At 45.3% G+C, this 15,656-nt stretch carries 12 protein-coding genes and 1 riboswitch; of the genes, 1 reads left to right on the forward strand and 11 read right to left on the reverse strand.

Translation table 11 applies throughout. The annotated features are described in order from the left end of the window. Positions 1–11 precede the first annotated feature (11 nt). Genes Q7P97_RS01405 through Q7P97_RS01440 form a run of 8 tightly spaced genes read right to left on the reverse strand, consistent with a single transcriptional unit; the run spans position 12 to position 9,295 of the window. Positions 12–545 carry a hemerythrin domain-containing protein gene (locus Q7P97_RS01405; RefSeq protein ID WP_303965444.1) on the reverse strand — a complete coding sequence of 178 codons (534 nt, stop codon included), beginning with the start codon at positions 543–545 and terminating at the stop codon, positions 12–14. 15 nt (positions 546–560) lie between these two features. Next, entirely contained in the window at positions 561–1,211 is a 651-nt protein-coding gene (locus Q7P97_RS01410) for a response regulator (RefSeq protein WP_303965446.1), read from the reverse strand. After that, the gene (locus Q7P97_RS01415; RefSeq protein ID WP_303965448.1) at positions 1,192–2,274 is read right to left on the reverse strand and encodes a sensor histidine kinase; all 1,083 of its coding nucleotides are present in this window, start codon (positions 2,272–2,274) and stop codon (positions 1,192–1,194) included. Before Q7P97_RS01415 ends, Q7P97_RS01410 begins: the two co-directional genes overlap by 20 nt. Further along, entirely contained in the window at positions 2,255–2,734 is a 480-nt protein-coding gene (locus Q7P97_RS01420) for a GAF domain-containing protein (RefSeq protein WP_303965450.1), read from the reverse strand. The genes Q7P97_RS01415 and Q7P97_RS01420 overlap by 20 nt, the downstream gene beginning before the upstream one ends. A 30-nt stretch (positions 2,735–2,764) precedes the next feature. Then, complete coding sequence (gene narI / locus Q7P97_RS01425) at positions 2,765–3,460, reverse strand: respiratory nitrate reductase subunit gamma (protein ID WP_085428038.1); 696 nt, start codon at positions 3,458–3,460, stop codon at positions 2,765–2,767. Continuing rightward, positions 3,453–4,022 (reverse strand): nitrate reductase molybdenum cofactor assembly chaperone, encoded by a 570-nt coding sequence (narJ, locus tag Q7P97_RS01430; RefSeq protein ID WP_085428037.1) that lies wholly within the window; start codon positions 4,020–4,022, stop codon positions 3,453–3,455. The genes narI and narJ overlap by 8 nt, the downstream gene beginning before the upstream one ends. After that, on the reverse strand, positions 4,015–5,631 hold the full coding sequence (gene narH / locus Q7P97_RS01435; RefSeq protein WP_303965458.1) for a nitrate reductase subunit beta: 1,617 nt from the start codon (positions 5,629–5,631) through the stop codon (positions 4,015–4,017). Before narH ends, narJ begins: the two co-directional genes overlap by 8 nt. After that, a complete protein-coding gene (locus tag Q7P97_RS01440; RefSeq protein ID WP_303965461.1) occupies positions 5,621–9,295 on the reverse strand; it encodes a nitrate reductase subunit alpha in 3,675 nt (1,224 codons plus the stop codon). The genes narH and Q7P97_RS01440 overlap by 11 nt, the downstream gene beginning before the upstream one ends. A 432-nt stretch (positions 9,296–9,727) precedes the next feature. Between Q7P97_RS01440 and scpC the strand changes: the two genes are divergently transcribed. Next, a complete protein-coding gene (scpC, locus tag Q7P97_RS01445) occupies positions 9,728–11,248 on the forward strand; it encodes a succinyl-CoA:acetate CoA-transferase ScpC (protein ID WP_303965464.1) in 1,521 nt (506 codons plus the stop codon). A gap of 338 nt (positions 11,249–11,586) precedes the next feature. On the opposite strand, the gene Q7P97_RS01450 is transcribed toward scpC, so the two are convergent. From Q7P97_RS01450 to Q7P97_RS01460, 3 genes are read right to left on the reverse strand one after another with little or no spacing between them, the layout of a single operon-like run. Beyond that, positions 11,587–12,624 (reverse strand): ribonucleotide-diphosphate reductase subunit beta, encoded by a 1,038-nt coding sequence (locus tag Q7P97_RS01450; protein WP_303965467.1) that lies wholly within the window; start codon positions 12,622–12,624, stop codon positions 11,587–11,589. After that, positions 12,603–13,040, reverse strand: a complete 438-nt coding sequence (locus tag Q7P97_RS01455) for a flavodoxin (protein ID WP_303965470.1) — start codon at positions 13,038–13,040, stop codon at positions 12,603–12,605. Before Q7P97_RS01455 ends, Q7P97_RS01450 begins: the two co-directional genes overlap by 22 nt. Further along, positions 13,028–15,211, reverse strand: a complete 2,184-nt coding sequence (locus tag Q7P97_RS01460; protein WP_483315741.1) for a ribonucleoside-diphosphate reductase subunit alpha — start codon at positions 15,209–15,211, stop codon at positions 13,028–13,030. Before Q7P97_RS01460 ends, Q7P97_RS01455 begins: the two co-directional genes overlap by 13 nt. Positions 15,212–15,409: 198 nt before the next feature. Then, a riboswitch (cobalamin riboswitch) is annotated at positions 15,410–15,586 on the reverse strand. Positions 15,587–15,656: the final 70 nt, after the last annotated feature.

Below are 15,656 nucleotides of genomic sequence, written 5' to 3' on the forward strand. Positions count from 1 at the left end.
TTTTACTTTTATTATTCCGGTAGAATCGATGTATATAATTGATCGAATAATTGATCTTGCTCTTTTGCAAGTAACACCGATAATACCATCGGGAAAATGACGTTTTCTTCTTTTACAAAATGAATCATGATGACTTCAAACGCTTCGCCTGCATCTTTTACGACATCCTGCATCATAGCGAGTGTAAATTCCGATAGATCGCCTCTTGTATGATGAAGAAAATGTCCGATAAACGCATCGATTTCGTCATGTTCTTCTTGCACCGCTTGAACCGGTCCTTGATCACTGCCTACATATTTCGCAAGCATCGGAAATAGGAATTCTTCTTCTTTTTCCGTATGATTCTTCAGCGGATCAATGAATTCGACGACTAACACACGCAATCGTTTAAGCGCTTCTAGACCTTCGTCACGCGTGAATCTTTCATTCTCGAAGTCCAGTACAATCGCATGCCACTCCTCCATCAAAGTCGTTAGGAAGCGATGTTCATTTTCAAGCACGCGGAGTGCAGGTAGCGTATGCGTAAGTCCTGTATTGACCATCATCCTTCACCTCAATCGTTAGAAACTTAAAAACTTCTTGCGTAACGCATATTCGACGAGTTCAGGACGACTCTTCAATTGCAGCTTGTCCATCATTTTCGCTTTATGCGCTTCTACAGTTTTGACGGAAATATAAAGCATTTCTGCAATCTCCTTATTGCCGTACCCTTTTGCGACAAGTGGCAAAATCTCGATTTCACGTTTAGATAAAATCTTGAACGGATCATCTTCATCTGCCTCTTTCGGCCCTTTTGTCACAAACTCGCGCACGAGCGAAGTAGCCATCGATGGATGGACATACGTGCCGCCATCATACACTTCACGAATGGCATGTAATAATTCTTCATCGGGGGCATTTTTTAAAATATAGCCCGCCGCCCCATTTTTCAATACATGAAACATATACTCCTCGTCATCATACATCGTCAAAATAACAATTTTCGTTTCAGGGAAGTCTTCATGAATTTTGCCTGTCGCAATTAATCCACTTTGGCCAGGAGGCATGCTTAGATCCAGTAAAATAATATCCGGTCTATGTTTAGCAACCAGTTCATACGCTTCCAATCCATCTGCAGCTGTTGCTACAACTTCCATATCCTCCTGGAAATTCAATATATGCATGAAACCTGTGCGGACGACTGCATGATCATCAGCTATTATGATTTTCACTCGTTGCTCTCTCCCTCTTCAATGGAATAGTTGCCTGAACTGTCGTGCCGTCTTGCTGACTGGAAATAATCGTCAAACCACCGCCTACTAGTTCTACTCGTTCCCTCATGCCATATAAGCCGAGGCCCGTGCCTTGCGGTGAAAAGTCATTGACGTCGAAGCCAACCCCTTCATCGCAGACTTTTATTTGCAGCTGATTATCAACTTCATCCAAATACAAAAAGACATCTTCTACTTGCGCATATTTCATGGCATTCAAAATCGCTTCTTGGCCAATACGGTAAGCAACGGTTTCAATCGCACCGTCATAGCGGCTTTTCTTCAAATTTGATTCTAGGTGAATATATAGTCCATAATTCTTCTCTAAATTCTTCATGTGCGTCCGAAAAGCTGCTTCCAATCCGAAGTCATCGAGTACAGCAGGTCGCAGTTCAACGGATAGATGACGAATCTCATCGAGTAAACGCATTAATGAGCCTTCTGTATGCCGCAACTTATCAAGGGCTTTGTCGTTCATGCCCATGTATTTCAGTACACGTAAGTCGACAAGCGTACTGAGCATTTCTTGCGCCACACTGTCGTGTAACTCGCGTGAAATTCGTTTGCGTTCATTTTCCTGCGCTAAAATCACTTGTTGCATGCGCAATTTTTGATGGAGAACTTCTGACGTTTGCGTTTGACGTGTCAAATTACGCAGCATTAGTACAGAAATTTCTTGCTCTCTATCAAGTATTTGATACGTCGCACTATACGGTTGTAACCCTACATCTTTCGTCTCCAAATACAGCTGGAATGAAGATAGTGTCTGCTGTGGTTTTTCCATGAAGCACGAGACACATGTCATCTGCTCGTCTTCACTTGTAAACCCCCGACATGTAAGACACATCGCATCTGCTTCGCCCCGTTGCATTTTGCTATAGATAGCTGGCTCCATAATGCTTTTCGCCGCTTCGTTCATTGACAACATTTCACCGCGTGCGCCGAAAAAGAACATTGCTTCCGTCGTGCGGTCGTATAATTTGTGAAGCATAGTGGTTAGCTCGTCATTGTTCAATATAGTCATCTTTCAATCGCTCCTTCATGTGAAACGGTCCGAATTGAGGTCCTACTATCCGCTTAAACTCCTCAAACTTTTCAGCCGTCAACCGATTCACTTCACGGTAGCCGATCAGAAGTACACCTTGCACATGATCCTCCTGAAACAAAGGAATCGCGCCAAAACTCTTCAGCTTTTCAAATACGATTATGGGATAGTTATATAAATCCTGATACTTTACGGACGTCTCCACATTTTCGATTCTCAGAGGCTTACCTGTTTTGAAAACGCTCCCTGCTATACCTTTACCTGAATGAAGAACAATTCTACGATAGCGTAAACTTATATTCCCCGTGACATATCGCCACTTTAATTCGTGGTGGTTCTTTTGTAAATCCACTAACGCGAGAGCAACGAAATCGGCATGAAGCGTTTCTTTCAATTCGTCGATCGCCAGTTGGAAATTACTCTTTGGTTGTCCCGTCATAGATATGATCTCCTATTATTCATCATTCGCTTAACGAGGTGACTGTTTGGTCGGCTGATGTTTTCTATATAGAATATAACTTCTGCCCACATAATTCAACGGCACACTCCAAACGTGCACAAGGCGCGTGAATGGCCACATCGCGAAAATAAGGAACCCTGTCAAAACATGAAGCTTAAACATAATCGGAACAGACGCCATGAACGCGGCTTCCGGTTGGAATATCAGTAAGGACCTGAACCAGACCGAAATCGTATCACGGTAATCAAATCCCGGCGTCATCGTGTTCGTGATCAATGAGCTGTAGACACCAAGAAATACGATGAACAGCAACAACGAGTTGACGATTAAATCCGATCTAGAAGATAGCTTGCGTACGTTTTTTATCGTGAAACGACGGGATGTTAAAATAATCATTCCAACGAACGTCACGACTCCAAAGAATCCGCCACCCCATACAGCACCAATATGGTACATATGGTCACTGATTCCCATTGCGCGTGTCCATTCTTTTGGAATCCCAAGTCCCGCCACATGCCCTAAAATGACGGGGAAGATTCCGATATGGAACAGTAAGCTACCAATCATTAATTGCTTCTTCTCGATGAACTCGCTCGACTTCGCGGTCCAGCCGAATTGGTCGTTCTTATAGCGGAAAATATGTCCTACAATAAATACTGCGATACAGATGTAAGGAAAAATGACCCACAAAAATTGACTAGTCATTAGCGGAAACCTCCCGTTGAATACATGATTTACATGTTTCACGCAGTGCACGGATCAAATGAAGCCACGGACTTTCATACTTCTCAAGTGCTTTCATCAAGAAATACGAACCGTCCTCGATGACCGCAAGCAACATCGTGAAGCTCTGTTGCGCTCGCGGATCTCCCTTCCATTCAGCTGCATAAATAAATTCACACATTAACGGAAGCAAGTCAGATAGTTCTTCATCCGGCATTTCGAGCCCGAACATTTCGTATAACACTTTTAATTGCGCCAGCGTCTGACCGCGCTCTTTCGAGTCTGCAAATTTCACATAAGTCATAAACAGCGTAGCGTCTTTTTGGAAATCGAATGTGTACGTGTACATCTCTTGTATTTCATCCAAACTGTACGTTTGCATTGTCTCCCAGTAGAGCTGCAGGTCCTCGTAACCTGCAGCATCTTCTGTGACATACTCATTCCACATATCTGGATGGAATGTTAGCTTTTCCGGGTAGTTCAGTTGATGGGAGAAAAAGCCGAAGATATGCTTCTTTTCATATAAGAGATCAAGATTAATCACGCCAGATCCCCCCATAGAAATTCTCTTCATAGATTTGCTTGCCTGTTTTCACTGGAGCCGCTCCTGGTGTTACAGGACCGCAACCGTCACAACCTCCGTCCGAACCCATTACGGAGAATGAGGAATACGGATTTTGGGCAGGTGCTTGTTCACCATACGTACCCATGCCGTCATATCCTGCAGAACCTTGGGAACGGTACACGTTCATCTGACTCTCTTTATGTGAAGTCGGAATCACAAAACGATCTTCATATTTCGCAATGGCCAGCAAACGATACATTTGCTTTGTCTGTTTGGCAGTCAATCCAACGCGTTCTAGTTTAGATTCGTCGAAGTCTTTGCCGGAAGAAACTGCACGCATGTATGAACGCATCATCGCCATACGTTGCAAACCTCCTTTGACAATATCTACATCTCCAGCCGTTAGCATATTCGCCAAATACTGAAGCGGAATTCGCATTTCTTCAATAGCCGGGAAAATCATGTCCGGATTTTTGATAGAGTCTTTCCCTTCAAAGTAGTTCATGATCGGGCTAAGCGGTGGTACATACCATACCATTGGCAACGTCCGATATTCCGGGTGCAACGGGAATGCTAACTTGTACTCGATCGCTAACTTATAAACAGGTGAGTTCTGTGCTGCGTCAATCCAATCCTCAGAAATGCCATCGTTGATTGCTTGCTCGATAATTTCGGGATCATGTGGATCTAAGAACAAATCACACTGCGCTTGGTATAAATCTTTTGGATCCGGTGTAGATGCTGCTTCCTGTACGCGGTCTGCGTCGTAAAGCAAAACACCCAAATAACGGATTCGGCCTGTACATGTTTCCGAACAGACTGTTGGTAACCCAGATTCCACCCGTGGGAAACAGAATGTACATTTCTCTGCTTTATTCGTTTTCCAGTTGAAGTAAACTTTCTTGTACGGACAACCGGTCATACAGTAACGCCATCCACGACAGGCATCCTGATCGACAAGAACGATTCCGTCCTCGTCACGCTTGTACATGGCACCTGAAGGACAAGATGCTACACAACTCGGATTCAAGCAGTGTTCGCATAGTCGCGGCAAGTACATCATGAATGCTTGTTCAAAGTTAAATTTGATTTCTTCTTCAATTTTCTCGATATTCGGGTCAGTTGGTCCCGTGATATGAGCGCCTGCTAACTGATCTTCCCAGTTCGGGCCCCACTCCGGATCCATGTATTCGCCCGTGATGACGGACTTGGCACGCGCAACTGGCGTATGTTCACGATCCGGTGCAGATGTTAACTTTTCATAGTCGTATGTCCAAGGCTCATAGTAATCTTTCATTTCGGGCATATCCGGGTTGTAGAAGATCTTCCCTAGTGCGATTTTCGAAAGCTTTGAACCTGATTTCAGTTCAAGCTTTCCTTTTCGCAACTGCCAGCCACCCTTATAGAGTTCCTGGTCTTCCCAACGTTTCGGGTAGCCGATCCCCGGTTTTGTTTCTACGTTATTGAACCACATATACTCGGCGCCTTCGCGGTTCGTCCATGTCGTTTTACACGTCACACTACACGTATGACACCCAATACACTTGTCTAAGTTCATCACCATTGCAACCTGTGCTTTAATTTTCAAGCCAGTTGACCTCCTTCATCTTACGGACTGCGACGTAGACATCACGTTGATTACCGATCGGTCCGTAGTAGTTGAATCCATAACTGAGCTGTGCGTAGCCGCCTACCATTTGAGTCGGCTTCATGTGAATTCGCGTCGGTGCATTATGGCTTCCTCCGCGTTGCTCGGTAATTTCCGAGCCAGGCATCTGAATATGCTTATCCTGTGCATGGTACATGAACATCGTACCTTTAGGCATTCTGTGACTGACGACGGCACGTGCATTGACAACGCCGTTTCGGTTATACACTTCAAGCCACGCATTGTCGTCGATTCCGTGTTCTTCTGCATCGAGATTCGATAGCCAGACAGTCGGACCTCCGCGGAACAAAGTCAGCATATGCTGATTGTCTTGGTACGTCGAGTGGATATTCCACTTACCGTGCGGTGTTAAGTAACGAAGGACGAGTGCATCTTGTCCACCTTTCACTTCTGCATCCCGATCCGCAAAGACGAATGGCGGAAGTGTTGGTTTATAGACTGGCAATGCTTCGCCGAATCCAAGGAATAATTCGTGATCGACGTAGAAATGCTGTCTGCCCGTCAATGTACGGAATGGTACAAGTCGTTCGATATTCGTTGTAAATGGCGAGTAGCGTCGACCGAGTTTATTGGAACCACTAAAGACTGGCGTTGGAATGACTTCACGCGGTTGCGCAGTAATACTTGCGAATGTGAATCGCTCCGCAGCACGGTCTGCCGAGATATCTTTCAGTTCCATGCCCGTATCGTGCTCTGCCGCTTCAAACGCTTTTTGCGATACACGGCCGTTCGTTGCGGAAGACAGTGTCAACATCGCTTCTGCTGCGTGTTTCGCTGTGTACAATTTCGGCAAACCGTCTTTTACGGTATCGTCGTCATATACACCGTTGATCCCTTTCATCATTTCGTACTCATCAGCTACCGAGAAGCTGACGCCGTGTGCGCCGGTTTTCCCTGTGGATAATAGCGGTCCGAGGGTAATGTATTTATCATAGATTTTTGTGAAGTCACGCTCGACAATCGTCATGCCTGGCATCGTCTTACCAGGGATCGCTTCAATTTCACCTTTACTCCAGTCATGCACTTCGCCCATCGGCTGCGCAATTTCCTGAACGGAGTCATGTGCTAACGGCGATGTGACCAAGTCTTTGTAGACGCCCGGCAAATGCGTTTCCGCAAGTGTCGAGAATGTTTTCGCGATTTCGCGGTAAATATCCCAATCCGATTTTGATTCCCATAATGGATTGACTGCTGGATTGAACGGATGGACGAATGGGTGCATGTCTGTTGATGACAGATCGACTTTCTCGTACCAAGTAGCAGCTGGTAACACGATGTCTGCATAAAGCGGTGTCGCCGTCATACGGAAATCGAGTGCTACGAGTAAATCCAGCTTTCCTTCTACGTCATCGCGCCAAACCATTTCTTTCGGTTTCATATCTTCATTCGGCGTTGCAAGCAAGCCGTCTGAAGCACCGAGTAAGTGTCGCATGAAGTATTCCTGCCCTTTTGCAGAACTGGAGATCAAGTTCGAACGCCAGACAAATAGGGAACGCGGGAAGTTTTCTGGTGCGCCTGGATCTTCTGCCGCAAATTGTAGTTCGCCTGATTTCAACTGGTCTACAACATGTGAAACAACTTCTTTTGTATCGGTCTTGCCAAGCTTCGCCGCTTCTTCCACAAGCATTAAGCTGTTTTTATTGAACTGTGGATACGATGGCAACCAGCCGAGACGTGCTGCGAGTACATTATAGTCTGCCGGATGCTGGTAACGTGCTTCTCCACCGAGCGGTGACATGAGTGTATCCGTACCCGCTTCTTCGTATTTCCATTGATCGGTCGCAAAGTAGAAGAATGAAGTCGCGTTTTGCAGACGTGGCGGACCTTGCCAGTCTTTCGCAAAGGCAATCGTGCTCCAGCCTTCAATCGGACGACATTTCTCTTGTCCTACGTAATGCGCCCAGCCTCCGCCGTTGACTCCTTGTGAAGCCGTCAACGTTACAAGGTTAAGAATCGCGCGGTAGATCGTGTCACTGTTGAACCAGTGATTGATTCCCGCTCCCATGATGATCATGGAACGACCACCTGTGTCGATGGCGTTTTGTGCGAATTCCATTGCGATTTGTGTAACGAGTTCAGGTTTAACGTTCGTGATCGCTTCTTGCCAAGCCGGCGTATAGATAGAAGTCACGTCGTCATAGCCTGTCGCTTCTAGCTCACTGTCGATTCGATTGACGCCGTACTGACTCAGCATGACATCGTATGTTGTCGCAACTAAACGCTCTGTGCCGTCTGCGAATTGAACTTTCATCGCAGGGATTGGGCGCTTGAATGTGCCGTTTCCTCGGTTATCAAAGTAAGGGAAATGAATTTCTTGCCATTTCTCTGCGTGTTTTTCAATGGATAACGCAGGCTCAACGCGGGTGCCATCTGCATTTTCCAGCTGCAGATTCCACTTGACGTCTTCTTCCCAGCGCTGCCCCATTGTGCCGTTCGGAACTATAATTTCATCTTTCGCTTCATCAAATAACACGGGTTTCCACTCTGCGTGTGGCGACTGCTGTCCAAGATCACTTGCACGCAAGAAACGTCCTGCTTTATAGGAATCTTCATGCGGATCTAATAAAATCAAGAACGGCATGTCCGTGTACTGTTTGGCGTAGTTTATAAATGTCGGTTCTTTACGTTTTTGATAGAATTCATCTAGAATAACATGGGTCATCGCTTGAGCAACCGCTGCATCTGTTCCCGGGTTCGCTGCGATCCAGTCGTCTGCGTGCGTTACGCTTTCCGCATAATCCGGCGCGACGGAAACGACTTTCGTTCCTTTATAACGAACTTCTGTCATGAAGTGTGCATCCGGTGTACGGGTAAGCGGAACGTTCGAGCCCCACATAATAATGTAGCCTGCGTTAAACCAGTCACTTGATTCCGGAACATCCGTCTGCTCACCCCAAATTTGTGGTGAAGATGGTGGAAGATCTGCGTACCAGTCATAGAAACTGAGCATTTCGCCACCGAGCAATGAAATGAAACGTGCGCCCGATGCATAACTGACCATCGACATAGCAGGGATCGGTGTAAATCCAGCTACGCGATCCGGACCGTATTTTTGTACCGTATAGATGAGTTGAGCTGCGATCAGCATCGTCGCATCACGCCAATGAATTCGAACGTGACCGCCTTTGCCGCGCGCTTTCTTGTATTCATTGGACTTAGCGGGATCTTCGACGATTGATGTCCATGCTTTCACAGGATCTTTCGTTTCCTGCAAAGCTTCGTTCCACATACGCCACAGTTTCCCTCTTATATAAGGATACTTCACGCGTAATGGACTGTATTCATACCAAGAAAACGATGCGCCACGTGGACATCCACGGGGTTCAAATTCCGGCATATCTGGACCGCAAGAAGGATAATCGATTTGCTGATTTTCCCATGTGATAATGCCGTTTTTGACGAAAACTTTCCAGCTACATGAGCCTGTACAGTTTACGCCGTGCGTCGTGCGCACTACTTTGTCATGCGACCAACGTTGACGGTACATGTTCTCCCAATCACGATTTTTCTCTTCCAATACTGACCAATTTCCAGAAAAACTTTCTACGGGTTTAAAATAATTCAATCCGAATCTCTTTTTCATCGAACATTTCCACTCCTTCTCAGAATGTAGAGTACATGTAGTAGACCTACTAATCTTCATACCCTGAAATAAACTAAGTAATCTGAATTCAAACTAAGGGTATTCCCTATTCTTTTTTGTATAACATGTGAGCTTTTACCTAATTCTCATAAAATTCCTTTATATTATATAAGTATACGTGTTTTTTAGTAGGTTTCTATCGGGGAATTCCCTATTCTCTCCATAACAATGTTCTTTTGACATTTCTACGTAAGGGAAAACTCTCAGCTATCGCCTATTCCACGCATTGCATGGTTTTTGTAATCTTTCATCAATTCAAGTGTTTTTATTGAATAAGTGGATAAATCAGTATAGTTCTCATAATATTGTGTTGATTTTATTTATATAAATGATAGAATTATATACAAATTGAAAGGTAAGGTGGATGATACCGTGGCAAACGAATTAAACAAGGTACTTCGTTGTGAAGCACTGAAAGACAAGATTGTTACAGCAGAAGAAGCAGCATCTTGGATCGAGGATGGAATGTCTCTAGGTCTGAGTGGATTTACTTTGTCTGGAGACGCAAAAGCGGTTCCATTGGCATTGGCAGAAAGAGGCAAGACTGAAGACTTCAAAGTAAACGTTTTCACTGGCGCTTCCATGGGCCCAAACGTTGATGAATTGATGGCAAACGCAGACATTATCAATTTGCGCGTTCCCTATCAAGGCAACCCAGCAATGCGTGGTAAAATCAACTCAGGTGATTCTTTCTACATCGATCAGCACCTTTCTCATACATCTGAATGGATTCGTCAAGGCGTAATTGGACCTGTTGACTATGCGATCATCGAAGCAGCTGCTATCACAGAAGAAGGATATATCATCCCGACTGGCTCTGTTGGTAACTCTCCGATTTTCGTTCAAGAAGCGAAGCATGTCATCATCGAATTGAACGTGAATGCACCTATGGAGTTTGAAGGCTTGCATGACATTTATATTCCAGATGCTCAAAACCAACGTAAAGAAATCCCTATATATAGTGCAACAGATAAAATCGGTACACCAGGAATCAAAGTAGATCCTGCAAAGGTTGTCGGAATCGTTCTTACGGAGAAAGGTGATATTCCATCCCCTATCGTTCCTCCAGACGAAGAGACACAAGAAATTGCCAACAACTTGTTAAACTTCTTCCGTGACGAGATCAAATTAGGTCGCATGGATGAAACGCTAATGCCACTTCAATCAGGTGTTGGTTCAGTTGCAAACGCAGTACTTGACGGTATGAGAACTTCTGAGTTTAAAGATATCGAAGTATATTCCGAAGTACTTCAAGACGCAATCTTCGACTTGATCGATGACGGCGTAGTGAAATTCGCTTCTGCTACTTCATTGACTCTTTCTAAAAAACGTTTGGACAGCTTCCAAGACGACATCAGTAAATACCGCGACAAGTTGGTATTCCGTCCACAGGAAATCTCCAACCACCCGGAAGTAATCCGTCGTTTGGGTATTATTTCATTCAACACAGCGCTTGAGCTAGACATCTACGGAAACGTTAACTCTACACACGTTAGCGGTACACGCATGATGAATGGTATCGGTGGATCTGGTGACTTCGCTCGTAACGCGCGCATCGCGATTTTCGTTACGAAGTCTTACGCAAAAGGCGGAGACGTGTCATCAATCGTACCTTTCTCTTCTCACGTAGACCACACGGAGCATGATGTAGACGTAATTGTTACGGAACAAGGTTACGCGGATCTTCGCGGCTTAGCTCCAAGACAAAAAGCGGAGTTGTTGATCGAGAACTGTGCTCACCCTGATTTCAAGGACGAGCTACGCGATTATTACAACAGAGCCGTTGAACAAGTTGGCGGACAAACTCCACACATCTTGGAAGAAGCTCTATCTTGGCACGTGAATCTTGCGAAAAACAAGACTATGCACAAGACTGCAGAAGCTCAAAAGTAATTTTATAGTTGTGAAGAGACCGAGCGGGGTAAACCCGCTCGGTTTTTTGTGTGGATTTTTATTGGAGTTTGAAGGTTGGGGTGGCTGGGGTGGCTTAGAGCGGATAGCATGCCCGATAGAGCGTTCGCGGGGCGGCTTAGAGCGAATAACACGGCTGATAGAGCGGTCACGCACCGGCATAGAGCGCTTAAGTTGCCTGATAGAGCACTCAGCCACGTTCATTGAGCATTTCAGAAACGACTTCCTTTCGAAAAACAACACGAGTTGACCCACGATGCCTTCCCCTACCCTAGTCAAAAAAAGAGGAACCCATCACGGGTCCCCCTCCTCCTTACCTATTACAAATCATCAAAACCATTCAAATCACTAGTCTTCACGTATTGACGGCTAGTTTGTTCGAAGAAATCCGTTTTCGTATCGTCGAAGTTATCGACGTACGCGCGGATCCACTTCATTGGATTGTCCGTGAACTCTGGGTAGATCTCGCTCAAACCGAGCATGCGCAACATTTTGTTTGCGCGATACTTGATGTAACCTTCCATCTCCTCTAGCTCCAGGCCATCGATACCTGCTAATACGTAGCGGCTCCAGATGACTTCTTGTTCGACGGAGTGGCGGAATTGGTCATAAATCCATTCCGTGAATTCGTCTGTGTTGTACTCTGGATTTTCAGCTAATGCTGCGCGGAAGATATCGCTGATTGCCTTACCATGTTGCAGTTCGTCACGGTTGATGTACGAAATCATCGTCGATGTGCCGACCATTTTCTGGTGGCGCGCCAAGTTATAGAAGAACGCGAAGCCACTGTAGAAGAATAGACCTTCTAATAACGTCGTGTAGACCATCGCTTTTAGAACCGTTTCGATTGTTGGGTTCTCCGCAAATTCATTGTAGACATCTACAATTCGTTCGTTCCGCTTCATTAATACTTCGTCTGTACGTCCCATTTCGAAGGCTTCCATTTGCTTGTCCAAGTTCGTGACAGATGAAAGTACGTACGCGTAGCTGTGATTATGTTCGCTTTCTTGGTCTGCAATTGTCGCTAGAATCGATTTGACGGAAGGATCCGTTGTGAAGTCTGCGATTTTCATTGCAATGACGGTTTGTGGACCATCAAGTGTAGCCAGTAGACCGATAATTTTTAGGAATGCGGATTGCTCTTCTTTTGTCAGGCTTGAGAACTGCTTGACGTCTTGTGTCATGTCCACTTCATTCGCTGTCCAGAAAAGAGCTCGGATTCGCTGACGTAGTGTATAGAAATGAGGGTGCGCGATGTCGTTCCAGTTCAGGATGCCGCTTGCTTCCCCACCGAAAATAGCTGTTGCCTTATTCGGGTTTGCAGGATTCAGTACTTTTACTCGTGTAAGTGTCTCCAATGTTCGAGCACTCCTTTCGTCCAATTCGTAACAGTTTGTTCTTGCATGCCGCGCGGGCTTTGTTCGATCTTCAATGGTTCAAATGGGGAATGATAAAATTTCGCTAGCTTGTCTGTTGCTTTGCAAAATAGATCATCGCCGCCAAACTGGGTATCCCCTGTGCCAAAGACGTAGACGAGCTCCGGTTTATAGCCGACGTCCGCCACGAAATCTTTGACTTCATCCGGCGTTGCCCCTTTTTCCCATGTGAATGAACCGATGCACAACGCGTCGTATTCTTTAACATTTGGGATGACGCCAATGCCAATACGATAAGTATCGACTTCGACGCCTTCACGTAGTAGATTTTCCGTAATCAATTCCGCTACTTCCTGTGTGTTGCCGCTCCAGGATGCATAGGCGATTAAGAATGACACCACTCGCACTCCTCAATCTCTGCTGCGGTTGAACGCATATAGTACGTTGTTTTCATTCCCGATTTCCATGCCTGCAAGTGCAAGTCCAAAATCACAGATGCTCGGATGGAGTTCGGTACATAGATGTTGAATGAAATCGACTGATCGATGTGCTGCTGACGCGCGGCATTTTGTTTAATAGACCAGCGCTGATCGACGATGTAAGCAGAACGACGGTAAATGTCATACGTATTGTGATCTAGATCCGGTGCAATAACCGGTAATTTATAGTCTTTCTTCTCTTCATGATAGAACGGCTTGAACACTGGGTCGATGGATGCTGTTGAGCCTGCGATAACCGATGTCGAGCTGTTCGGTGCAACTGCCATCAAGTAGCCGTTACGCATACCGTTCATTGCCACGTCCATGCGCAGTTCACGCCATTTATTGGAATCGTATTCACGTTGCTCGAAGTATTCGCCTGTTTGCCAATCGGAACCATCAAACAGTGGATACGCACCTTTTTCTTTTGATAATTCCATTGAAGCTTTAATTGTCAAATACGCGATATTTTCATATAACTCGTCTGCGAAATTCACCGCTTCCTCTGACTCCCACTGAATGTTTTTCAATGCGAGTAAATGGTGCCAGCCGAATGTGCCGAGTCCAATTCCACGGTAGCGTGCATTTGTGCGTTGCGCTTGTACAACCGGGATTTGGTTTTGATCGATGACGTTGTCGAGCATGCGTACTTGAATGTTGATCAAACGGTCTAGCACGTCTGCTGTAACAGCTTTTCCAAGGTTGATTGATGACAGATTACATACAACGAAATCGCCTGGTTTTGTGCGTGTGACGACCATATCATCTTCGAGTGTAACCGATTCATGTGTAGACGCTGACATATTTTGGAGTATTTCTGAACATAAATTACTAGAATAAATCATACCTTCATGCTTATTCGGGTTCATTCGGTTTACTTCATCGCGGTAGAACATGAATGGCGTTCCCGTCTCCAGCTGGCTACGTAGGATCCGTTTCATGATTTCAATCGCTGAAACCGTCTCTCTTGATAGATCTTCATTGCGGACACATTCTTCATACTTCTCGCGGAATGTACCTTGTCCTTTTGTTTCATCATAGAAATCTTCCAATGAATAGCCCATTTTCGTGCGGACTTCATGTGGGTCGAATAAATGCCAGTCTTCACGGGACTCAACTTTTTCCATGAACAAGTCCGGCAAGCATACGCCTGTGAAAATGTCATGTGCGCGTAAACGGTCATCCCCGTTATTGAGCTTGAGATCGAGGAATGTGAAGATATCTTGATGCCATACGTCGAGATAAACGGCTACGGCACCTTGACGTTGACCGAGTTGATCGACACTGACTGCTGTGTTGTTCAGCTGTTTGATCCAAGGAAGAACACCGCTTGACGCCCCTTCGAATCCACGAATCGATGCACCGCGAGAACGAACTTTCCCCATATAGACACCGATACCGCCACCGAATTTCGACAAGTTCGCGATATCCGTGTTGCTGTTGTAGATCCCTTGCAGTGAATCATCGACTGTATCGATAAAACAGCTTGATAGCTGACCGTGCATTTTACCTGCGTTCGACAATGTAGGCGTCGCTACTGTCATGTACAAGTTGCTCATCGCCCAATACGCTTCGCTCACTTTATGAATGCGGTCTACTGTTTCGTCCTGCATTAACGTCATCGCGATGATCAACCAGCGCTCTTGCGGAAGCTCCACGGACTGTTTCTTAAAGTTTACCGTTACATAGCGGTCTACCAATGTTTTCAAACCGATATATGTGAATAATAGGTCACGAGAAGGATCAAGTAGCTTACCGATTTCCTGAAGCTCGTCCTGGCTATATTTCTCTGTCAGAATGGGTGTATATAAACCTTGTTCCACCAAGCGTTCTACATTTTTCGCAAAATCGGTATAGACATCCGCTCCACGCAATGCTTTTTGCTTTGCATAGACGTCGAATAAATAAATACGCGCTGCTACAAACGTCCAATACGCATTCGCTTCATCAATACGGCTTAAAGACTCTAGTACCATTGCGTTCGTCCACTCAGTTGCTGAGCTCGCTGGGTGACGCTCCTGGAATTTCTCACTCGCTTCGATCAACGGTTCGATTTGTTTCTTGCCGAATTCCTGTTGTAAGTTTTCCATCAATAAATTAAGTCCCACAGATTCTTGAATAATAGCCATTATATCCGCTCCCTTTAGTTAATTAATTCGGTTATGTACTAAATAAAAAAACTCCCGATATAATCGGGAGTCGTCGATTGACGTGTAGTAGATAGCGGAAAGTTTTAGGCAGACTGAAAAAAGACTGCTTTGTGCTTTCACTCTCCAACCCCGAAGAATGTTTTGCTGAGATGACTGGCAGGTCTACTGGCTGGCACATCGTTCTTCCATCTTTCCTTCCCGCCGAAGCAGTGGTTTTCATAAGATAGTCGTCCGTGCCCTCAGTTGCGGGGGCAGCTCCGTTCGTGGCGGATTCCCTTTTAAACGTGGTGGGTACCAATTCATCTAATTACTGTTACACACTATATATAGTGTGTTGATTCATATATAACCCTAACATGTTGTGTTCGAACATGCAAAACAAAAA

It is taken from the genome of Sporosarcina ureae, assembly GCF_029267015.1.
Lineage (GTDB): Bacteria > Bacillota > Bacilli > Bacillales_A > Planococcaceae > Sporosarcina > Sporosarcina ureae_D.

Bases quoted from the DNA above. Each gene is read 5' to 3' on its own strand.
- Q7P97_RS01440 (WP_303965461.1), bottom strand. From the start codon at position 9,295: ATGAAAAAGAGATTCGGATTGAATTATTTTAAACCCGTAGAAAGTTTT.
- Q7P97_RS01420 (WP_303965450.1), bottom strand. From the start codon at position 2,734: ATGACGGGACAACCAAAGAGTAATTTCCAACTGGCGATCGACGAATTG.
- Q7P97_RS01415 (WP_303965448.1), bottom strand. From the start codon at position 2,274: ATGACTATATTGAACAATGACGAGCTAACCACTATGCTTCACAAATTA.
- Q7P97_RS01460 (WP_483315741.1), bottom strand. From the start codon at position 15,211: ATGGAAAACTTACAACAGGAATTCGGCAAGAAACAAATCGAACCGTTG.
- narI (WP_085428038.1), bottom strand. From the start codon at position 3,460: ATGACTAGTCAATTTTTGTGGGTCATTTTTCCTTACATCTGTATCGCA.
- Q7P97_RS01405 (WP_303965444.1), bottom strand. From the start codon at position 545: ATGATGGTCAATACAGGACTTACGCATACGCTACCTGCACTCCGCGTG.